The sequence below is a fragment of the Flavobacterium sp. genome, from assembly GCF_034111225.1.
In the GTDB taxonomy this organism is placed as follows: domain Bacteria; phylum Bacteroidota; class Bacteroidia; order Flavobacteriales; family Flavobacteriaceae; genus Flavobacterium.
In genome coordinates this window covers 209,172-231,134 of sequence record NZ_JAWUXR010000013.1, presented here as the reverse complement: position 1 = coordinate 231,134, position 21,963 = coordinate 209,172, and the positions used below count along the sequence as shown (strand labels likewise).

General features: G+C 32.7%; 21 protein-coding genes and 2 tRNA genes. 12 read left to right on the top strand and 11 right to left on the bottom strand.

Going from position 1 to position 21,963, the window contains the following annotated elements; translation table 11 throughout:
• Positions 1-64 precede the first annotated feature (64 nt).
• The gene (locus UXY25_RS10610; protein WP_320815990.1) at positions 65-2,800 is read left to right on the top strand and encodes a zinc-dependent metalloprotease; all 2,736 of its coding nucleotides are present in this window, start codon (positions 65-67) and stop codon (positions 2,798-2,800) included.
• A gap of 109 nt (positions 2,801-2,909) precedes the next feature.
• Positions 2,910-6,275 carry a reprolysin-like metallopeptidase gene (locus UXY25_RS10605; protein WP_320815989.1) on the top strand — a complete coding sequence of 1,122 codons (3,366 nt, stop codon included), beginning with the start codon at positions 2,910-2,912 and terminating at the stop codon, positions 6,273-6,275.
• 48 nt (positions 6,276-6,323) lie between these two features.
• Here the strand turns inward: UXY25_RS10605 and pth are convergent, their stop codons facing one another.
• The 3 genes from pth to UXY25_RS10590 form a co-directional block, all read right to left on the bottom strand.
• Complete coding sequence (gene pth, locus UXY25_RS10600; protein WP_320815988.1) at positions 6,324-6,944, bottom strand: aminoacyl-tRNA hydrolase; 621 nt, start codon at positions 6,942-6,944, stop codon at positions 6,324-6,326.
• 203 nt (positions 6,945-7,147) lie between these two features.
• Positions 7,148-7,756: a 50S ribosomal protein L25/general stress protein Ctc gene (locus tag UXY25_RS10595; RefSeq protein ID WP_320815987.1), complete on the bottom strand. Its 609-nt coding sequence runs from the start codon at positions 7,754-7,756 to the stop codon at positions 7,148-7,150.
• 26 nt (positions 7,757-7,782) lie between these two features.
• Complete coding sequence (locus UXY25_RS10590) at positions 7,783-8,724, bottom strand: ribose-phosphate pyrophosphokinase (RefSeq protein WP_320815986.1); 942 nt, start codon at positions 8,722-8,724, stop codon at positions 7,783-7,785.
• Positions 8,725-8,939: 215 nt separating this feature from the next.
• On the opposite strand from UXY25_RS10590, the gene UXY25_RS10585 reads away from it, so the two are divergent.
• A tRNA-Leu gene (locus UXY25_RS10585) sits at positions 8,940-9,019 on the top strand.
• A 33-nt stretch (positions 9,020-9,052) separates the two neighbouring features.
• On the opposite strand, the gene UXY25_RS10580 is transcribed toward UXY25_RS10585, so the two are convergent.
• Complete coding sequence (locus UXY25_RS10580; RefSeq protein WP_320815985.1) at positions 9,053-10,252, bottom strand: ABC transporter permease; 1,200 nt, start codon at positions 10,250-10,252, stop codon at positions 9,053-9,055.
• A 1-nt stretch (position 10,253) separates the two neighbouring features.
• Complete coding sequence (gene rbfA / locus UXY25_RS10575; protein WP_320815984.1) at positions 10,254-10,646, bottom strand: 30S ribosome-binding factor RbfA; 393 nt, start codon at positions 10,644-10,646, stop codon at positions 10,254-10,256.
• Between the two features lie 122 nt (positions 10,647-10,768).
• Between rbfA and mce the strand changes: the two genes are divergently transcribed.
• The 3 genes from mce to UXY25_RS10560 all read left to right on the top strand — a co-directional run bounded on the left by mce (position 10,769) and on the right by UXY25_RS10560 (position 11,798).
• Positions 10,769-11,176 (top strand): methylmalonyl-CoA epimerase, encoded by a 408-nt coding sequence (gene mce / locus UXY25_RS10570; protein WP_320815983.1) that lies wholly within the window; start codon positions 10,769-10,771, stop codon positions 11,174-11,176.
• Positions 11,177-11,287: 111 nt separating this feature from the next.
• Positions 11,288-11,361 (top strand) — tRNA-Ile (locus tag UXY25_RS10565).
• Positions 11,362-11,585: 224 nt separating this feature from the next.
• Positions 11,586-11,798, top strand: a complete 213-nt coding sequence (locus UXY25_RS10560; RefSeq protein WP_320815982.1) for a hypothetical protein — start codon at positions 11,586-11,588, stop codon at positions 11,796-11,798.
• A gap of 9 nt (positions 11,799-11,807) precedes the next feature.
• Here UXY25_RS10560 and UXY25_RS10555 read toward each other — a convergent pair whose 3' ends face one another.
• Positions 11,808-12,398 (bottom strand): riboflavin synthase, encoded by a 591-nt coding sequence (locus UXY25_RS10555; protein ID WP_320815981.1) that lies wholly within the window; start codon positions 12,396-12,398, stop codon positions 11,808-11,810.
• Between the two features lie 58 nt (positions 12,399-12,456).
• Between UXY25_RS10555 and pdxA the strand changes: the two genes are divergently transcribed.
• The 6 genes from pdxA (at position 12,457) to accC (ending at position 17,466) form a co-directional block, all read left to right on the top strand.
• On the top strand, positions 12,457-13,500 hold the full coding sequence (gene pdxA, locus UXY25_RS10550) for a 4-hydroxythreonine-4-phosphate dehydrogenase PdxA (RefSeq protein WP_320815980.1): 1,044 nt from the start codon (positions 12,457-12,459) through the stop codon (positions 13,498-13,500).
• Positions 13,501-13,586: 86 nt separating this feature from the next.
• A complete protein-coding gene (locus UXY25_RS10545; protein WP_320815979.1) occupies positions 13,587-14,129 on the top strand; it encodes a DUF177 domain-containing protein in 543 nt (180 codons plus the stop codon).
• 9 nt (positions 14,130-14,138) lie between these two features.
• Entirely contained in the window at positions 14,139-14,333 is a 195-nt protein-coding gene (gene rpmF, locus UXY25_RS10540) for a 50S ribosomal protein L32 (RefSeq protein WP_264559858.1), read from the top strand.
• A gap of 163 nt (positions 14,334-14,496) precedes the next feature.
• On the top strand, positions 14,497-15,495 hold the full coding sequence (locus tag UXY25_RS10535; protein WP_320815978.1) for a beta-ketoacyl-ACP synthase III: 999 nt from the start codon (positions 14,497-14,499) through the stop codon (positions 15,493-15,495).
• 29 nt (positions 15,496-15,524) lie between these two features.
• Positions 15,525-16,001 carry an acetyl-CoA carboxylase biotin carboxyl carrier protein gene (accB, locus tag UXY25_RS10530; protein WP_320815977.1) on the top strand — a complete coding sequence of 159 codons (477 nt, stop codon included), beginning with the start codon at positions 15,525-15,527 and terminating at the stop codon, positions 15,999-16,001.
• A gap of 112 nt (positions 16,002-16,113) precedes the next feature.
• On the top strand, positions 16,114-17,466 hold the full coding sequence (accC, locus tag UXY25_RS10525) for an acetyl-CoA carboxylase biotin carboxylase subunit (protein ID WP_320815976.1): 1,353 nt from the start codon (positions 16,114-16,116) through the stop codon (positions 17,464-17,466).
• A 38-nt stretch (positions 17,467-17,504) separates the two neighbouring features.
• Here the strand turns inward: accC and UXY25_RS10520 are convergent, their stop codons facing one another.
• From UXY25_RS10520 to hemB, 5 genes are read right to left on the bottom strand one after another with little or no spacing between them, the layout of a single operon-like run.
• On the bottom strand, positions 17,505-18,140 hold the full coding sequence (locus UXY25_RS10520) for a hypothetical protein (protein WP_320815975.1): 636 nt from the start codon (positions 18,138-18,140) through the stop codon (positions 17,505-17,507).
• 30 nt (positions 18,141-18,170) lie between these two features.
• The gene (gene dprA / locus UXY25_RS10515; protein WP_320815974.1) at positions 18,171-19,274 is read right to left on the bottom strand and encodes a DNA-processing protein DprA; all 1,104 of its coding nucleotides are present in this window, start codon (positions 19,272-19,274) and stop codon (positions 18,171-18,173) included.
• Between the two features lie 59 nt (positions 19,275-19,333).
• Complete coding sequence (locus UXY25_RS10510) at positions 19,334-20,389, bottom strand: CNNM domain-containing protein (RefSeq protein WP_320815973.1); 1,056 nt, start codon at positions 20,387-20,389, stop codon at positions 19,334-19,336.
• Positions 20,390-20,446: 57 nt separating this feature from the next.
• Positions 20,447-20,953 carry a DinB family protein gene (locus UXY25_RS10505; protein ID WP_320815972.1) on the bottom strand — a complete coding sequence of 169 codons (507 nt, stop codon included), beginning with the start codon at positions 20,951-20,953 and terminating at the stop codon, positions 20,447-20,449.
• Positions 20,954-20,958: 5 nt separating this feature from the next.
• A complete protein-coding gene (gene hemB / locus UXY25_RS10500; RefSeq protein WP_320815971.1) occupies positions 20,959-21,948 on the bottom strand; it encodes a porphobilinogen synthase in 990 nt (329 codons plus the stop codon).
• Positions 21,949-21,963: the final 15 nt, after the last annotated feature.

Here is a 21,963-nt window from a genome sequence, read left to right as displayed (position 1 = left end):
TTTAGCCTCGTTTTTTTATTTATAAAAAAACTTTATATATTTGTGAAAATTAACCAAATTAATTATGAACAAAAAACTACTATTATCTATTTTTTCATTGTTAGTGTTTAACTTAGGTTTCTCACAAACAGAAAAAGCATGGTCGCAAGTGACTTCTCAAAACATTTTGAAAAATAAAAATGTTGAAAGAGAGTCGTTTCCACAAGATTTTAAGTTGATGCAATTAAATGTATCAGCTTTGAAACAAGTTCTTAATGGAGCTTCAGACAGATTTTCAAAAAATGCTAAAAGTGTAATTATTTCTCTACCTAATACAGATGGGGTTTTAGAACGCTTTGAGGTTTTTGAAGCGTCTAATTTTGATGCAGAATTACAAGCACAATTTCCAGATATTCGTTCGTATGCGGGTAATGGAATTGACGACAAGTATGCTCGTTTAAGAATGAGTATAGATCCTAGAGGAATTCAAACTATGATTCATAGAGCAGATAAAGGTTCTGAGTTTATGGAACCATATTCTCAAGATGGTAAAGTGTACTCAATTTATCGTTCTTCTAGAGTAAAAGGAAAACTACCTTTTACGTGTTCAACACCAGAACAAATTTTAGTAAATGATTTAGCTGGGAAAGGTGAACTTTCTCGTTCTAGTTCAGCTGAGTTATTAACTTTTAGATTGGCTTTATCATGTAATGGAGAATATGCTAATTATTTTGGAGCAACAAGCTCAGCACAAGTAGGACTTGTAAACGCCGCATTTAATGCAACAATGACTAGAGTAAACGGTATATTTGAAACAGATTTTGGTATTCGTATGAATATTGTTGCTTCAAATAATAATGTTATTTTTTATAACCCTGCTACGGATCCATATTCGGCTGCTTTGGGGAACTGGAACACAGAATTACAACAGACGCTTAATACAACATTAACAGGTCCTGCAACTTCATTAGCTGCAAATAATGCTGCTTACGATGTAGGGCATATGTTTGGTTCTACTGGAGGTGGTGGAAACGCAGGTTGTATTGGTTGCGTTTGTGTAAATGGTGTTGCTGCGGGTACTGGTAGTACTAAAGGAAGAGGTATTACTTCTCCAGCAGATGGAATACCAATGGGAGATTTTTTTGATGTAGATTATGTTGCTCATGAGTTGGGTCATCAATTTGGTGCTAATCATACCTTTTCGCATTCTTCTGAAGGTACAGGTGTAAATAAAGAAGTTGGTGGTGGTGTAACAGTTATGGGATACGCAGGAATTACATCTTACAATACCCATATGAACTCAATCGATGTTTTTCACTCTGCGAGTATTGCTCAGGTCCAAGCAAATATGGTTGGTAAGACTTGTCCAACTAGAGTGTCTATACAAGCTGCACCAGTTGTAAATGCAGGTGCTAACTATACAATTCCAATAAGTACACCTTTTATGTTAACGGGTTCAGCTACAGGTTCAGGTTCTTTAACGTATACATGGGAGCAAAATAATGATGCAGGAGGTAGTACAGGCGCTAATAGCCCTGCAAGTGCAACTAAAACTACTGGGCCTAACTTTGTTTGTTTTCCAGATTCACCTAGTCCAATAAGATATTTTCCAAGAATGAGTTCTATTTTAGAGGGAAGTACTACTACTGCTGGAGTTGGTGTTACAATGGAAGCATTAAGCTCAGTTGCAAGAACATTGAATTTTAGATTAACAGCAAGAGATAATGTTGCGGGTCAAGGTCAAACAAACTTTGCAGATGCTGTTGTTACTGTTGACGCAACGAGAGGTCCTCTTGTTGTAACTTCACAAAATACGGATGGAATTACTTGGAATCAAGGAGAAACAAAAACAATAACTTGGAATGTTAATAGTACAAATACTAGTGCAGGTGGTGGAAATGTTGACATCTTATTATCTACAGATAATGGGGTCACTTTTTCAACAGTATTAGTTGCAAACACACCTAATGATGGTTCAGAAAATATAACAGTGCCAGCCGTTTTAGCTCCTTATTGTAGAGTTATGGTTAAAGCATCTGGAAATATTTTCTTTAATGTTAACGTAAAAAATATTGCTATTGGGTATGTTGTTACTACAACAACTACCTGTACAGATTATACAAGAACATTTAGCCCAGGTCAAGCTATGGCTACTGGTTGGACAGGATATACAATACCTACTATAACAGATAGTTATACTATAACAGATGCTAATTTTAAAGTTGTTTGTACTGCAGCAAGAACTAATCAAGTATCTTTTGGACTTGTTAAGCCTGGATCTGGTTTTGTTGATGTAACCGTATTTGACGGACCTACTTCAGGGTGTACTAACCCAAAATTTGATTTAAATGCAGTATTTGATGATGAAGGTGTCGCTTTTGATTGTAATGCAACTGCTACGGGCGCTTCTTATATACCTGTTGGGTCATTAACGGCTTTAGATGGTATGAATTCTGCCGGAGCATGGAGATTTGCAGCGAAGAGTACAAATACAGCAAATACGATTTCAAGTGTTACTTTAACTTTATGTCAAACAAACACTACTGTTGTATTGGCTTCTGAAAGTTTTGGAATTGATGGTTTATCATTGTATCCAAACCCTAATAACGGAGTATTTAACATTCAATTTACTTCTACTTCATCTAATGAAATAAAAGTAAATGTTCATGATATGAGAGGAAGAGAGATTTTTAATAAGTCATTCCAAAATAACGGATTGTTCAATGAATCATTACAATTAAACAATGTTCAGTCTGGAGTTTATCTTGTAACAGTTCAGGATGGAGCTAGAAAAGAAGTTAAAAAAATTGTTGTTGAATAATTTAATTCATAAATAAATTTAAAAGAGCTGCATTTTGCAGCTCTTTTTTTATGGATGTAATTTCAATTAACATTTTGTATATATTTGTTGTAACCAAAATAACTAAAAAATGAAAAAAAAATTACTATTGTCGATTTTTTCATTGTTAGTGTTTAACTTAAGTTTTTCACAAACAGAAAAAGCATGGTCACAAGTAAAAAGTAATAATGTGAAAAAAAACAAAAATGTTGAGAGAGATAATTTCCCTCAAGACTTTAAATTGTTTAGTTTAAACATTGATCCATTACGATCAGAATTATTTTCTACAATTGAAAATAAAACAAAAAAAACTACAATTATTTCTTTGCCAAATTTTGATGGAAAAATTGAGCAATTTGAAGTGTTTGAGGCTTCGAATTTTGATGCAGAATTGCAGGCACAATTCCCAGAGATTAGAGCTTACTCAGGAAAAGGAATTACAGATAAGTACGCAACTTTAAAATTAAGTATTTCTCCTCAAGGGATTCAAACTATGATTTTTAGAACGGACAAAGAAAACGAATTTATTGAAGCATACTCTCAAGATAATTCAGTTTACGCTGTATTTAGATCTCAAAGAAACAAAGGGAGTTTACCCTGGAGTTGTTCTACTGAAGATCATGGCGTAATGAAGAGTGTAAATAAACAAACATCATCACATCAAAGATCAAATGATGGTACATTAAAAACAATGCGTTTAGCACAATCTTGTAATGGTGAGTACGCTAATTATTTTGGAGCAACTAGTGCTGCTCAAGTAGGTTTAGTTTTAGCAGCTTATAACGCAACTTTAACACGTTGTAATGGAGTTTATGAGAGAGATCTAGCATTACACCTTAATTTGGTTGCAAGTTCAACAAATGTTATTTATTATAACCCTGGTACTGATCCATACACTACACTAGCAAATTGGAATACTCAATTACAGATAGCATTAAATACAACATTAACAGGTCCAAGCACATCATTAGCAGCTAATAATGCAGCTTACGACATTGGTCACATGTTTGGAGCTTCTGGAGGTGGTGGAAACGCTGGTTGTATAGGTTGTGTTTGTGTAGATGGAATTGCGGCTGGTACCGGTAGTACAAAAGGAAGAGGTATTACTTCACCTGGTAATGGAGTTCCAGCAGGAGATAGTTTTGATATAGATTATGTGGCGCATGAAATAGGCCACCAATTAGGAGGAAATCATACTTTTTCTAATAGTAATGAAGGTAGTGGTGTAAGTAAAGAAGTGGGTTCTGGAATTACTATTATGGGATATGCAGGAATTACAGGACAAGATATTGCTATGAATTCTATTGCTATGTTTCACGAAACAACAATTGAGCAAATACAAAATAATTTAGCCGGAAGACCTTGTCCAATAACAACTTCTTTATCTGGGACTAATGCAACACCAGTTATAGCACCAGTTAGTAATTATATTATTCCAATAAGCACACCTTTTGTGTTAACAGGTTCAGCTACTGATGCTGATGCTGGCGATGCACTAACGTACTGTTGGGAACAAAACGATGATGGGGGTGGATCTACAGGCGCTGCAAGTAGTGCTTCAACTACAAAAACTGTTGGTCCAAATTTTATTTCATTTATGCCAACCGCTTCACCTTCGAGATATTTTCCACGAATTAGCTCAATTATTGCAAATTCAGCTACTACAGGATTAATAAATGGAGGAGATGCCGGAATGTTATCTGAAGCATTAAGCTCTGTAGCTAGAACATTAAATTTTAGATTGACAGTAAGAGATAACTCTCCATACAGTTCTACTGCTCCAATAAAAGTAGGGCAAACTGCTTATACTGACATGCAAATTAATGTAACGGCAGCTGCAGGTCCTTTTGTGGTTAACGCTCCTTCTGCTACAGGGATATCTTGGCAAGTTGGTACTAACCAAACGGTAACTTGGAATGTTGCAGGAACAACTGCCAATGGAGTAAACGCTGCAAATGTTGACATCTATCTTTCTACAGATGGCGGAAACACATATCCTATTTTACTTGCTAGTAAGGTGCCAAATGACGGATCTGAAACTATTTTAGTTCCTAATAATACAGGTTCTACAAATAGAATTATGGTAAAAGGGAATAATCATGTATTTTTTGACATTTCTAATAATAACTTTACGATTACCGCACCTGCATCTACTTTTGGAATATCTTTTTCTGGAACAGCAGGTGAACAGAACAAATCAATATGTAAAGGGTCATCAGTAACGTATACATTCCCATATACTACTTATGGAGGATATAGTGCTTCAACTGCATTTACTGTTACTGGACAGCCGGTAGGAACATCTGTTGTTTTTACACCTGCAAATACAACAACTGCAGGAACAATATCAATGCAAATAACTAATACAGCTGGAAGTACTGCGAATTTTTACACAATGACAGTTACCGCAACTTCGGGATCAACAAAAACTTTAAACTTTTATTTAGATTTATTAGATGGTAACTTTGGTACTCAAATGCTAACTTCTCCATCAAATAATGCTGTTTCACAATCAACAAGTTTAAGTTTAACTTGGCCTGTTAATGCTACGGCGTCATCATATGATGTTCAGGTTGCTACAGATTCAGGTTTTGCAACAATTGTGTATAGTGGAAATGTAACTTCTAATTCTTATGCGCTTTCTAGTTTATCAGATGCAACTACATATTATTGGAGAGTTAAGCCTAGAAATGCTTCATGTGAAGGGGTGTATAGTTCTGCATATAACTTTCAAACGGGACAGACGAACTGTGCTCTAACACCAAGTGTTGATGTGCCAAAAACTATTCGTTCCAATAATGCAAACACAGTGAATTCAACTTTAAACGTTGCTTCAGGAGTTCTTATATCTGATTTAAATGTTAATATCAATATTTCACATACTTATATACAAGATTTGACAATTACATTAATTGGTCCTCCGCCATCAAATACTCAAGTAATTTTGTTACTAGAGCCTTGTGGAGATGACGACGATATGAATGTAAAAATGGATGATTCTGGCTCTTTGGTTATTTGTTCAGGAGTACCTGCTTTAACAGGGGTTAGAATTCCAACGCAAGCATTATCTGCGTTTAATGGACAAAATTCTGCTGGTACTTGGACTTTGAGAGTTGCTGATAATTGGGCAGGTGATGGAGGTTCTTTAAACAGTTGGAATATTGAGTTTTGTCAAGTACAACCCTTAGCGTCTGAATCTTTTAATACAATTGATGATTTAGCTATATATCCAAATCCTAATAATGGTAACTTTACTGTTCAATTCAATTCAACGTCAAGTAATGAAGTTAAAATTGGAGTTCATGACGTGAGAGGAAGACAGATTTTTGATAAAGCTTACCAAAATAATGGATTATTCAATCAATCATTAAATTTAAATAATGTTCAATCAGGAGTTTATTTTGTAACTGTACAAGATGGTTCTAAAAAGACAACAAAGAAAATTGTTGTTGAATAATAGTATATTTTTTTAATAGTAAAAAGGAGCGCTAAAAGCGCTCCTTTTTTATTTTCCGTTATATGTATTCATAGTATTGTTTAATCCTGCTAAAGCAAAGGATTTTATTATCTCTGCGGATAGTTTTAGACGCTCTTTTAAGGTTTCTTTTTCTTCTTCACCCCACTCCCCTAAAACATACTTGACTTGTTGTCCTTTTTTAAACTCATCGCTTATTCCAAATCTAAAACGAGGGTATTCAGTTGTGTTTAATAATTGTTGAATGCTTTTTAATCCATTGTGTCCGCCATCGCTCCCTTTAGTTTTAATGCGAATGGTTCCAAAAGACAAATTCAAATCGTCAGTAATGATTAAAGTATTTTCTTTTGCAATGTTTTCTTTTTCCATCCAATATTGAACTGCCTTTCCGCTTAAGTTCATGTAGGTATTTGGCTTGAGTAAAAGGATGGTTCTCCCTTTGATTTTGTATTCTGTAATTGCCCCTAGTTTTACATTTTGAAAACTCAGGCTCTCTTGATTTGCAAAAAAATCTAAAATTTTAAATCCTATATTATGTCTTGTATTTACGTATTCGGAACCTATGTTTCCTAATCCAACAATTAAAAATTTCTTCATTGGTTCAAGTTTTTCTTCTTCTTTTGTTTTAAAAATATTAAATAGCCATTTCATTTTGTAAAAGTACTCTTTTTTAAAGTTTACAAAAGGGTCAGAAGTTTATTTTTCTAACCCTGATTGAGCTGGTAGCTTTTTTGTTTACAAAAAACTATAGGCAAAGGCAGGACTTCAATTGCTGAAAACACAAGTTGAAAGGTTTTAAAATAAAAAAAGCACCAGTAAAACTGATGCTTTTAATTTGAATATAATAGAGTGTATTATTTCTTTTTTGCAGGTGCAGCTTTCGCAGCTTTCGCAGCTTCTTGAGCAGCTTTCATCGCAGCACGAGAAATTCTTACTTGACAAACTACAGTGTTGTCTGCGTGTAATAATTTAAAGTTATCTGTAACTATTTTTGTAACATATAATTTGTTACCCATTTGTAATGGTGTAATATCTACTTCTATAGAGTCTGGTAAGTTAGCTGGTAAAGCTTTTACTTTTAATTTACGTTGGTTTAAACGTAAAACTCCACCGCCCATTACACCTGGAGATTTTCCTATTACTTTAACAGGAACTTCCATTGTAATTTCTTTATCGTCATATAAACGATAGAAATCCATGTGTAAAATTTTGTCAGAAACTGGGTGAAACTGAATATCTTGCATAATTGCGTTCAATTTTTTACCACCTTCTAATTCAATTACTACAGTGTGTACTTCTGGAGTATACACCAAGTTTTTAAATGCTCTTTCGTCTGCACTAAAATGTACTGGTTGTTCCCCTCCGTATACTACGCACGGTACCATTCCAGCATTACGTAAGGTTTTAGTTGATACTTTACCTACGCTTTCTCTTTCTGATCCTTTGATCGTAATTGATTTCATTTGAAATAAATTAAGTTAATAAATGTTTACATTAAAAATTTTCCACTAATGGAATTGTTGTTCTGCACCATGTGCATTACTTCGGCGAATAATGGAGCACAGCTCACTACCCTTATTTTTTTAGATTCTTTCTTTAAAGGAATTGAATCAGTTACTATTAATTCTAATAATTTAGAGTTTTCAATTTTTTCGTATGCGTCTCCTGATAAAATAGGGTGCGTACAAATTGCTCTAACGCTTAAAGCGCCTTTTTCCATCATTACATCAGCAGCTTTTGCTAATGTTCCTCCTGTATCAATCATGTCGTCTACTAAGATGACATTTCTTCCTTTTACATCACCAATCAGTTCCATGGTGTCAATTACATTTGCTTTTTTGCGTTGTTTGTAACAAACTACAACGTCTGATTCTAGAAATTTAGAATAAGCATATGCTCTTTTTGAACCACCCATATCTGGTGAAGCAATTGTTAGATTATCAAGCTTTAAACTCTTTACATATGGTAAAAAGATAGTAGAGGCAAATAAATGATCTACTGGCTTTTCAAAAAATCCTTGAATTTGATCTGCGTGCAAATCCATTGTCATGATTCTTGTTGCCCCTGCTGTTTCTAAAAGTTTAGCAACCAATTTTGCCCCTATTGGAACTCTTGGCTTGTCTTTTCTGTCTTGTCTTGCCCATCCAAAATAAGGAATAACTGCTGTTATGTGTCTTGCTGAAGCTCTTTTTGCTGCATCAATCATTAACAATAATTCCATTAAATTGTCTGCGCTTGGAAAAGTAGAACAAACTAAAAAAACTCTTAATCCTCTTATTGATTCCTCAAAAGAAGGCTGAAACTCTCCGTCACTATATGTTGAGAACGTAATATTACCTAGCGGAACTCCATACTTTTCAGCAATTTGTTCGGCTAAATACACACTTTGAGAACATGCAAATATTTTTGCTTCTGGCTCTTGGTATGACATGTTAATTTGTTGTTTTTACTCCGATACGCTCCATACAACTCCGCTTTTTCATAGCTTCGCGTTTGTATTCGCCTCGGGTGTAGTTAGTTAGTGTTGTCTCGTTTAACGAGGTGCAAATTTAGTAATAAAAATGAACTCTGAAAGGATATTTTAAAGTATTTTTCTGTGAATTGAATAAATATTTTTTACATTTGCACTCACAAAATTAATTTTTTGCCCGAATGGCGGAATTGGTAGACGCGCACGACTCAAACTCGTGTTCTTCGGAGTGTGGGTTCGATTCCCACTTCGGGTACAAAAAAAGCTTCAATGTTGCATTGAGGCTTTTTTATTGAAACAAGTTTTTATTTACTCTGGTACTCGCAATCCAAGAAGCGAAAATGCCAAGAAAAAGTATTGTCATTAAAACAATTCCAATATTTTTTAACTTTAAAATTACTGGATATGGAAGTGTAGGGGTTATCATTACAACATCATACTGTTGTTGAATCCAAACAATTAACACGCCTAAAATAGTTCCAATTAATCCTCCAAATAATGTTAAAAGTGTTCCTTGAAAAAGAAATATAGATTGTAATTTTTCTATAGGTGTTCCAATATTGTAAAGCGTTTTTAAATTCGCTTTTTTATCTATAATCATCATTATTAAGGCGCCAACTAGATTAAAAAGCGCAATAATTATTACGAGTGTGAATATTAGGTATACGGCAATGTTTTCTGTATTTAGCATTTTATAAAGCGCATCATTTAGCTGAATGCGGGTTTTAAAATCACCTTTGTTTTTAAAAATGGTGTTTAATTCTGTGATAACATCTTCATCAGATATATTGTCATTCTTTTTAAACTCGATTGAAGAAACCTGATTTTTTTTGTATCCCAAAAGTTTTTGAGAAATTGTTATATCGCAAAAAACATATTTATTGTCTATTTCTTCATTTACAGCATAAATTCCAACAGGTTGTAATACTGTTTTATTAAATGCATCATCAGGGTTTTCAATTATTCCTTTTCCTGGTTTTGGAGAGAAAACTTCTAAACCATTATTGAAGTCAAATAAACCTAATGATAGTTTTCTGCTTATTTCATAACCTACAACTACTTGTGGCGTTTCGCTTTCAAGCCAATCTCCTGTGTATAGTTGATTACTAAATGTATTTGATTTTGTAAAAAGAGAATCAACACCTTTTAAATAAGCAACGTGTTCTTTTTCATTATAATAAAAGAGTACTCTTTCTTCAACTGTTTTAGAATAGTTTGAAATATAAGGTGACTTTTGTAGTTTTTCTTCTTGTTCTGGGGTAATGAAAATTGTTTTTCCTGACTTTGGAAACATTTTTAGATCAGGATCAGATGCGTTGGTGAAACTTAAGCTAAAATCTCTTAATCCGCTGAAGACACATAATACGATAAGTAATGCCATAGAGCTTGCGATAATTCCTATCGAAGCTATGCCTGTTATTATGTTTATTGATGAGTTTTTGCTAAAACTTAAAAAATATCTTTTCGCTATGTATAAAGAGAAATTCAATTTAAGATTTCTTTCTTTTTTCTAATAATTCTGGATTTTGAACTGGGTTTTCTTTTCCTTTTAATGCTTTGTCAATATTGTCAATATAATCTAAACTATCATCTACAAAGAAAATTAAATTTGGCACTTTTCTCAATTGATTTTTCACCCTTTGAGCTAAATCATGCTTAATCATTGGTGCATTGGATTTTACTGCAACAAGAATTTCACCACTTTTTTCAGAAGGGAATACGCTTAAAAAGACTTTTGCAATCGAAAGATCTGAAGTTACATTTACTTTTGATACTGAAATAATTAAATTAGTCATTCCGTTTTTACGCACTTCACCTTGTAAAATATCAACTAAATCATTTTGAAGTAATGCTCCGATTTTTTTTTGTCTATTTGTTTCCATAGTGCAAAAATACGCAAAAGAGTTTTAATCTTTAGTTTTTTTAGAATCGAAAACTTATTGTTATTTTGCATTATACATTTTAAGGCGTGTTTATTGATTAGATAAAATTAAAAAATAGAGAAATGAGAAAAATTGAACATATAGGAATTGCGGTAAAAAATTTAGAAGAGTCAAACTTGTTGTTTGAGAAACTTTTTGGGAATCCTCCTTATAAAGAAGAAGAGGTAGAGAGTGAGGGTGTTAAAACATCTTTTTTTATGAACGGCCCAAACAAGATAGAATTACTTGAAGCTACTAATATCGATAGTCCGATAGCGAAGTTTATTGAGAAAAAAGGAGAGGGGATACATCATATAGCTTTTGATGTAGAGGATATTCAGGGCGAAATTAAGCGATTAAAAAAGGAAGGCTTTGTGGTTTTAAATGAAGTTCCTAAAAAAGGAGCTGACGGCAAATTAGTTGTTTTTTTACACCCAAAATCTACCAATGGAGTGCTGATTGAATTGTGTCAAGATATAAAGGATGAATAAAAAAATTAAAAAATCTTGCGTCAAATAAAAAATAGTAGTAATATTGCACCCTCAATAAACCTAACCATTTGTTGAGAATATCAGACTCTAAAGGGTTTGTAGAAAAAAACTGGTCCTATAGCTCAGTTGGTTAGAGCACCTGACTCATAATCAGGTGGTCCCTGGTTCGAGCCCAGGTGGGACCACAATATTAGATAGCCTGAATAAGGCTATTTTTTATAGCCAAAATAAAAAATATTAAGGTTTTTTTAACTTTTTTTTAATAAAATAGTAGGAAAGTATAAAAATATTTATATTTTCGTGTTTTATAATGAGAAGAAGTCGAATTATTCTTTAATAAATAAAAAATAATTTTAAAAAAAAGTTTTTTTCTTTTGGTAGAATAAAAATTTTTATATTTTTACGACATATGAAAGTAACAATACAAAAAATAGTTTTAGTTTTAATGGTGATGCTTAGCTCACAGAATGTTTTTTCTGAAATTGCACCGCCTCCACCTACACCACCACCACCACCAGGTTTGCCTATTGATGGAGGTATTGTATTAATGTTTTTTGTTGCTCTAGGATTAGGTTATATACTTACAAGAAAATATTTTATCACCAAAAAAAGCTCTATATAGAGCTTTTTTTTATGACCTTAAGTCTTGAATTCTTTTTACATACTTACCTATAACATCAAATTCTAAGTTTACAACTGTTCCTGTTTTGTAGTTTTTAAAATTTGTATGTTCAAATGTGTAAGGTATAATGGCTACGCTAAATTGGTTTTCTTTTGAATTTACAACAGTTAAGCTTGTTCCATCAATAGTAATTGAGCCCTTTTCAATTGTTATGTTGTTTAATTTTTCATCGTATTCGAAAGTAAATATCCAACTTCCATTATCTTCTTTAATATATATACACTTTCCGATTTGATCAACATGTCCTTGTACAATGTGTCCGTCAAGTCTATCGCCTAGCTTCATTGCTCTTTCAAGATTTATTGAATCTCCAGAACATAGCTGGCTAATGTTGGTTTTTTTTACGGTTTCATTAATTGCTGTAACAGTGTAAATGTTGTCTTCAATTGCGACTACTGTAAGGCAAATTCCATTATGAGCTACGCTTTGATCGATTTTTAATTCATTTGTAATATTTGATTGTACCTTAAGGTGTAAATTGTCATTCTCTTTGACGATTTCTTTTATTAAGCCTATTGTTTCTATTATTCCTGTGAACATACTGATTTTATTTTACTAAATTTGCACTTCAAAAGTAAGCATTAATTAGGAACTCATCATGGTTAAAAAAGCAGAAAATATAATTGTAGGTGTTTCAATAGGTGATTTAAACGGCATAGGTCCTGAGGTTATTTTGAAAACATTTGAAGACAATAGGGTTTTAGAATTATGTACTCCGGTAATATTTGGAAACGTAAAAATTGTTTCTTTTCTGAAAAAAAACTTATCACTTACTTCAAGCATTCAAGGAATAGATTCTATTGACCAGTTGGTAATAGGGAAGATTAATGTTTTGAATGTTTGGAAAGAAGGTGTAAATATAGAATTTGGAGTTACTGATGAAAATATTGGTAAGTACGCTATAAAATCATTTGTTGCTGCTACTAAAGCTTTAAAGCTAAATGAAATTGATGTTCTAGTTACTGCTCCTATTAATAAGTACAATATTCAATCTGAAGAATTTAAATTCCCAGGACATACTGATTATTTAAATCAAGAGTTAGAGGGAAATGCGCTTATGTTGATGGTTTGTGATAAATTAAGAGTCGGATTATTAACTGATCATGTTCCTTTAAGCGAGATTTCTAATTTATTAACAGAAGAGTTATTGGTTAAAAAATTAGACATTATAAAAAATAGTTTAATTGCTGATTTTGGAATTTCTAAGCCAAAAATTGCAGTATTAGGCCTGAATCCTCACTGTGGAGATAATGGAGTTATAGGTAATGAAGATGAAAATATAATTAAACCAACTATTAAAAAATTATTTGATAAAGGCGAAATGGTTTTTGGACCGTATGCTTCAGATAGTTTCTTTGGTTCGTCACAGTATGAGAAGTATGATGCTATTTTGGCAATGTATCATGATCAAGGGTTAATTCCTTTCAAAACATTGTCTTTTGGTAGGGGGGTTAATTATACAGCTGGGTTAGATAAAATTCGCACATCTCCTGATCACGGAACCGCTTTTGAAATTGCAGGGAAAGATTTAGCGAATCCTACGTCGTTTAGAGAGGCATTATATTTAGCAATTGACGTTTATAATAAGCGAAATGAGTATCAAGAACTTACGCAAAACCCTTTAAAAGCAAAGCGTAATTAGTTGTAAACAAAAAAATGTTTATAACGAGTTTAGTTTTGCAATAATTTTATATCTTTGCATCCCCTAAAGAGGGCTGAATTGATGTTATGATGAATTTAAAAGAGTTTTTAATACCTTTTGCCGGAATGAAAGACGGTAAACATCAGTTTGAATATCAAATAAGTAATTTGTTTTTTGAACAATTTCAATTTGATGAATATGAAAATGTTGATGTAAAAGTCAATATGGTGTTAGAAAAGAAAACCACAATTATGGAGTTGTGTTTTACTCACAAAGGGACTGTAAATGTTCCTTGTGATATGACAGGAGAGAATTTTGATTTAAAAATTAAAGGAAAGTTTAATCTTGTTGTGAAGTTTGGAGAAGAGTTGAATAATGAAAGCGAAGAGTTGTTGATTCTTCCTCTTAGTGAATTTCAATTAAATGTTTCGCAATATATATATGAAAGTATTGTGTTGTCAGTGCCTTTTAAAAGAGTTCATCCAGGAGTAAAAGATGGAACGCTTGAGACAGAAGCTTTTGAAACACTTGATAAATTAGCTCCAAAAGAAGAAAACGAAGAAAATAAAGAAAGTGAAGATATTGACCCAAGGTGGGAAAATTTAAGAAAACTATTAACGGATAAATAATATAGTAAAATGGCGCATCCAAAGAGAAAAATCTCGAAAACAAGAAGAGATAAGAGAAGAACACATTACAAAGCATCAGTTCCACAAATAGCAACTTGTCCTACAACAGGAGAGGCGCATTTATACCACAGAGCATATTGGTCTGAAGGGAAAATGTACTACAGAGGTCAAGTGGTTATTGATAAAACTGAAGCTGTAGCTTAATACGGTTTTTATAAATAGAGAAAAACTCTCACTATGTGAGAGTTTTTTTGTTAATTACAACTCGTTAATAATTTAACGGGTACTATTTATTTGGTTTGACTTTTTTTTTGTAATTTTCACAACTTTTCGAAATTAAATTAATTCGATAAGAAAATATATTTTTATGACTAAAATCACTGCCGCAATTACAGCAATAGGTTCATATGTGCCAGATTATGTTTTGTCTAATAAGGTGCTGGAGACATTAGTAGATACTAATGATGAATGGATTACTAGCAGAACTGGTATTAAAGAAAGAAGAATATTAAAAGAAGAAGGTCAAGGAACATCCTTTCTTGCAATTAAAGCCGCTCAGGATTTAATTAAAAAAGCCAATCTTGATCCAAAAGACATTGATTTGGTAATTATGGCTACTGCTACTCCAGATATGCCTGTAGCTGCAACAGGTGTCTATGTGGCTACTCAAATTGGAGCTACTAATGCATTTGCCTATGACTTACAAGCCGCTTGCTCTAGTTTTCTTTACGGAATGTCTACAGCCTCAGCTTATATTGCTTCTGGAAAATACAAAAAAGTCTTATTGATAGGTGCAGATAAAATGTCATCAATTATTGATTACACTGATAGAGCAACTTGTATCATCTTCGGAGATGGAGCAGGTGCTGTTTTGTTTGAACCAAATGAAGAAGGTTTAGGTTTACAAGATGAACTTTTAAAAAGTGATGGAATAGGAAGGGAGTTTTTGAAAATCGAAGCTGGTGGTTCTATTTTACCTCCATCTGAAGAAACTATTAAAAATAAACAACATTTCGTATTCCAAGACGGAAAAACAGTTTTTAAACATGCCGTTTCTGGTATGGCAGATGTAAGTGAGAAAATTATGCAACGAAACAATTTAACAAAAGATGATGTTAATTGGTTAGTTGCGCATCAAGCAAACAGACGAATTATTGATGCAACGTCAAACAGAATGGGGTTAGACGATTCTAAGGTTTTAATCAACATTCAAAAATATGGTAATACTACTTCTGCAACATTACCATTGCTACTTAGCGATTTTGAAAATCAATTGAAAAAAGGAGATAATATTATATTTGCTGCATTTGGTGGTGGGTTCACATGGGGAGCTATTTACCTAAAATGGGCTTATACTAAACAATAACAAACAAACTAAATCAAAATAGTAACATTATGGATATTAGAGAAATTCAAAATTTAATCAAATTTGTTTCAAAATCTGGAGCTACAGAAGTTAAATTAGAGATGGATGATTTTAAAATCACTATTAAAACAGCACCAGAAGGTGGCGAAACAACTTACATACAACAAGTTCCTGTTTCAGCAGCATTGCCACAGGCATCTGCTCCACAGCCAGTTGCTCCAACAGCACCTGCAGCACCTGCAGCACCTGCAGATGAAGATTCAAAATACATCACTGTTAAGTCGCCAATCATTGGTACTTTATATAGAAAAGCAGCACCAGATAAGCCTGTTTTTGTAGAAGTAGGTTCTACAATTGCAAAAGGAGATGTTTTATGTGTTATTGAAGCAATGAAATTATTTAACGAAATTGAATCTGAAGTTTCAGGTAAAATCGTTAAAATATTAGTTGATGATTCTTCACCAGTTGAGTTTGATCAACCATTATTTTTAGTTGATCCGTCTTAAAGATTAGAAGTTAGAAAGCAGAAATTAGAAAAGGTATTATTTTTTATTTACCAAAATTCTTAGTTTCTAAATTCTAAATTCATTTATTGTCTAATTATCTAATTGAAAAAAGATGTTTAAAAAAATATTAATTGCCAATAGAGGTGAAATTGCACTACGTGTAATTAGAACTTGTAAGGAGATGGGTATCAAAACAGTAGCTGTTTATTCAACTGCTGATGCTGAAAGTTTACACGTACGTTTCGCTGATGAAGCGGTATGTATTGGACCTCCTGCAAGTAATTTGTCATATTTAAAAATGTCAAATATTATTGCTGCTGCAGAAATTACAAATGCTGACGCTATACATCCGGGTTATGGTTTTCTTTCTGAAAACGCGAAATTTTCTAAAATTTGTCAAGAACACGGTATTAAGTTTATTGGAGCTTCACCTGATATGATTGACAGAATGGGAGACAAAGCTAACGCTAAAGCAACTATGATTGAAGCGGGAGTCCCTGTTGTCCCTGGAAGTGAAGGGATTATTGAAACTTTTGAAGATTGCCAAAAAGTTGCTAAAGAAACAGGATACCCTGTAATGCTTAAAGCTTCGGCTGGTGGCGGTGGAAAAGGAATGCGTGCTATATGGAAAGAAGAAGATCTTTTAGGTGCTTGGGAATCTGCAAGACAAGAAAGTAAAGCTGCCTTTGGAAACGACGATATGTACATGGAAAAGCTTATTGAAGAACCAAGACATATTGAAATTCAAATTGTTGGAGATTCTTTTGGTAAAGCATGTCACCTTTCTGAAAGAGATTGTTCAGTACAAAGACGTCATCAAAAGCTAACAGAAGAAACGCCTTCTCCTTTTATGACTGATGAATTGCGTAACGCAATGGGAGCTGCTGCAGTAAAAGCTGCCGAATATATTAAATATGAAGGAGCAGGAACTGTTGAGTTTTTAGTGGATAAGCATAGAAATTTCTTTTTTATGGAAATGAATACGCGTATTCAAGTAGAACATCCTATTACAGAACAAGTAATTGATTTTGATTTAATACGTGAACAAATTATGGTTGCTGCTGGAATTCCAATTTCGGGTAAAAACTATTTTCCAATGTTGCATTCTATCGAATGTCGTATTAATGCTGAAGATCCATATAATGATTTTAGACCTTCTCCAGGAAAAATTACTACATTACATACACCAGGAGGACATGGGGTTCGTTTAGATACTCATGTGTACTCAGGCTATACAATTCCACCAAATTATGATTCTATGATTGCTAAGTTGATTACAACAGCTCAATCTAGAGAAGAAGCTATAAGCAAAATGAGACGTGCTTTAGATGAATTTGTAATTGAAGGAATTAAAACCACTATTCCGTTCCATAGACAATTAATGGACGAACCAGATTATGTGGCTGGAAACTATACTACAAAATTCATGGAATCTTTTGTGATGAAAGATAAAATTGAAGATTAAATATTTTACAAAAAGCTCAATGAAAATTGAGCTTTTTTTTATTCCTTAATTATTTCTTTTACAACCCATTTGTTGTTTTTCTTTTCTGAAATTATTTTGAATTCGTAAGGAACACAACCGCCATTTGATAGATTAAAAAATGCTAAGTTTTTATTTTCATTAATAATTACTCTTGACAAAGATAAAATAGTATTTTCTTGATGATTTTGATTGCTTGTAAGGCTTGAAAGATATTTAATATTATAAATATTGATTAATAAAGTTGATTTTTTCATTTCAAATTTTTCAACTCTTCTTTCATTTATTGAATCATAAATTTGAGAAAAACCTTTAAATTTGTTAGTGTATCTCTTTTTGTAATAAGTAAAATCGATACTTCTTAATGTATCAATTATACCAATTCTATATTTGTGTTTTTCATTAGCTAACTTTAAAATATCTTCTTTTGATTTTTTAATTAGATTAATTGTTTCTTTATCAGTTGTAGTTTTAAAATTGTTGCTTTTTAAACTATCAGGGAATGGTGGAGGTGGAAGTTGAATTGTGATTTCTCCAACAATACTTGGCAAAACATCACACAAAACCTCTGCTTCAAGTTCTTCATAGGTTTTTTCCTTTTCAGTACAGGAAAGTAATGTTATGCTAAACAAAAAAAGTAAAACGATTTTTTTCATGAGTTAAATTTAAAAAATAGAATTCAATAATTATGCCGTTTCAAACAATTTTCCGGGTAACGGTTTTATAACGCCTTTCAATTCCATATTAAGTAATAGAGAAGATAATTTATAGGTTGGTAACTCACAAGCTATTGCAATAGAATCTAAATCTTCTTTACCGGTTTTTAAAAGATAGTCGTATACTTTTTGTTCTTCGGGTTCTAAAGAAACAAACAATTGTTTTTGAATAGCTTTTTCTTCTTTCTTTTTCAATTCCCAATTTAAAATGTAAACCAAATCAGCTGCAGAATGCAATAAATGTGCGCGTTGGGTTTTGATGAGGTTATTACAACCTTGACTGTATTTGTCTGTTGTTCTTCCTGGAACCGCAAAAACATCCCGATTATAATCGTTTGCTATTTGAGCCGTTATTAGCGAACCACCTTTTTCGGCACTTTCAATTACAATAGTAGCTTCTGTCATTCCGGCAACAATTCGATTGCGTTTTACAAAATTTTCTCTATCCGGTTGTGATGTGCTCCAAAACTCGGTTAAAAAACCACCGTTTTCTTCCATTTTTGCCATGTACTTTTTATGGTTTTTTGGATAAATTTGGTTTAAACCATGTGCTAAAACGCCTATAGTTTGTAAGCCACAATCTATTGCTGCTTGGTGCGCAACAATATCTACACCATAAGCAAATCCGCTAACGATAATGGGATTTAATGGCGCAATATCTTCTATTAGTTTTTGTGTAAATGAAGAGCCATAACTGGTGATTTGTCGTGTGCCAACAATACTAATTATTTTTCTATTTGATAAATCTATTTTTCCGGATTGAAATAATAGAGTAGGAGCATCAAAACAGTTTTGCAATCGTTCTGGATAATCTGAATCTTGGAAATGGAGTATGTTTATATTCTCTTTTTCAATAAAACGGAGTTCTTTTTCTGCTTTTTGAAATACGGTTTTGTCTTGCAGGTTTTTGAGTAAGTACTTACCTATTCCTTCAATTTTTGCTAAAGAAGTGTTTTTAGATTGAAATACGGTTTCGGCTGATCCGCAATGATGGATGAGTTTTTTGGCAATAACGTCACCAATTCCATCTACTTGCAATAACGCAAGCGTGTGGTATAATTCGTTTTGTAACATGGCGTGTAATAAATAATTTGGCTTATATAGTACACAAATGTAAAAATTATTTTAATTAGTTAATCGTTATTTTTTAATTTTTCAATTCTCTTTTCTAATTTCTTTTTTGCAAGTTGCTGTAAGTCTTCAACAGAATCGCTTTCGTCCATGATTTCCAGTCCTAATAGTGTTTCAATAACGTCTTCTTGTGTTATTAAACCGCTAAAAGAACCGTATTCGTCTAAAACTGCAGCCATATGGTTTTTGCTTTGAACTAACTCTTCAAATAATTGTGCAATAGGTTGGTTTCTTCTGGTTATAACAATTGGCCGTTTAATGCTTTCTAATAAAGCAGTTCCGTTATTATTAATCATTGCATCTAAAACATCTGTTTTTAAAACTAAACCAATGATGTTATCTGCATTTGTTTGATAAATAGGGATTCTTGAAAAGCGAAGGTTTTTATTTTCTTTATAAAAATCTTCAACAGTAGTTATGCTATTGGCTATTTTTACGACTGTTCTAGGCGACATAACGTCTTTTGCAAAGACAGAATCAAGTGTTAATAAATTCTTCAATACTTTAGATTCTGAGGCTTTAAAAACACCTTCTTTTTCTGCTAAATCAGCCATTGCAGAAAAATCGTCTCTACTTAAAATAGAAACATGACCCGAACCGCCTATTAATTTTGTGGTTAACTCTAGCAACCATAAGATTCCAGTTATTTTTAATGGAAAAATCAAGATGTTAAGTGTCGTTGTTGTAAAACCGGCTAATTCTCTCCAAAATTTAGCGCCAATTGTTTTTGGTATTATTTCAGATAAAATTAAAATTAAAAAAGTCATCACTGAAGAAACGATTGCTACTGAGTTATTTCCGTTTCCAAAGGTTTTTTCTGCTTGCACACCAACTAAAATAGCACCAACTGTATGTGCAATTGTATTTAGTGTTAAAATAGTAATTAACGGTTTGTCAATATCACTTTTTAGTATTTCTAACTTTGCAGCAAAACTTTTCTTTTCCTTCTTTTTGACTGTGATAAAAGTATGTGTAACACTTAATAACACTGCTTCTAAAATGGAGCATAAAAATGAAAAGAAAATAGAAGTAACCGCGTAAATAATTAATAGTGTCATTAATTGTGTTTTATAAGTTCTAAAGTACTTATTTAATGTAAGAAAACAAAGTGAAGTTTACCAGCCAACATATTTTGGAGGTGTAATTCCTTTTAAATTTAGATAAACAATCAATTGTCCACGATGATGTGTTACATGATCTTGGAGTAAGTTTAAAATTTGAAATTTTGTTTTTGGACCAGCAAAAAAGTCAACTTTATCTTTTAAATTTTTTGGGTTAGTGTTTTTGATGACTTCGTAAACATTATCAAATGATTTTTCCAACATAGAAATAATTTCTTCTTTAGAATAAACGGTTTCATCTTTCTTTTTATCAAATTTTTCAGAAGTAAAATAAGAAGTGCTAAGCCAATCCATGTTTCCTTTTATATGAAGCAATTGTTCTCCAAAAGACATTTCTCTTTCCGTTGGTTTAAAAGAATAGTTTTCTTCAGGCATTGCTTTAGCTAAATCTAAAAGATAAGTTTTTGAATTTTGCCATTTTTCAAGAAAAGCATCCATAGTTTCGTTTTGAGAAAAAGAATTCAAAGAGAATAACATTAGTAAAATTAGTATTTTTTTCATGTTTTTTATTTTAATAAGCGAATAATGTCTTTAGCAAAATAACTTGCAATAACATCAGCACCTGCTCTTTTAATGGCAACAATTTGCTCCATCATAACGGCATCATGGTCTAGCCAACCTCTTTCGGCAGCAGCTTTAATCATGGAATATTCGCCCGAAACTTGGTACACTGCAACGGGAACGTCTACAATGTTTTTAATGTCTCTAACAATGTCTAAATATGCAATACCAGGTTTTACCATCACAATATCAGCACCTTCTTCAATGTCCATTTCTGTTTCTCTAATGGCTTCCGTTCTATTGTGATAATCCATTTGATACGTTTTTTTATCTTTTGGAACATCAATCAAATCTACAGGAGCAGAATCTAAAGCATCACGAAAAGGTCCGTAAAAAGCAGAAGCATATTTAGCAGAATAACTCATAATTCCGGTATTAATAAAACCCGAGCTTTCTAAGGTTTCGCGCATTTCTAAAATTCTTCCATCCATCATATCACTTGGTGCAACAAAATCAGCTCCAGCTTGTGCATGCGACAATGCCATTTCTGCCAATATAGAAGAAGTAATATCATTAGCCACTTGTCCGTTTTCAATAACACCATCATGTCCAAAAGAAGAATATGGATCTAGAGCCACATCGGTCATTACAACCATCTCTGGAACAGCGTTTTTAATCACTTTTACAGCACGTTGCATTAATCCGTTAGGGTTTAGCGCTTCCGTTCCTTTATTGTCTTTTAAATTATTGGGTACTTTTACAAATACTAAAACAGACTTTAATCCCATTGCCCACAATTCTTTTACTTCTTTTTCCAATAAGTCTAAACTGTATCTGAAATAATTTGGCATGGAAGCAATTTCTTCTTTAATCCCTTTTCCTTCTACTACGAATAATGGAACTAAAAAATCACTTGGAGTTATAACTGTTTCACGAACTAACGAACGAATACTTTCATTGGTTCTTAAACGGCGATTTCTTCTTAATGGGAACATAGTTTTAGCTTTATG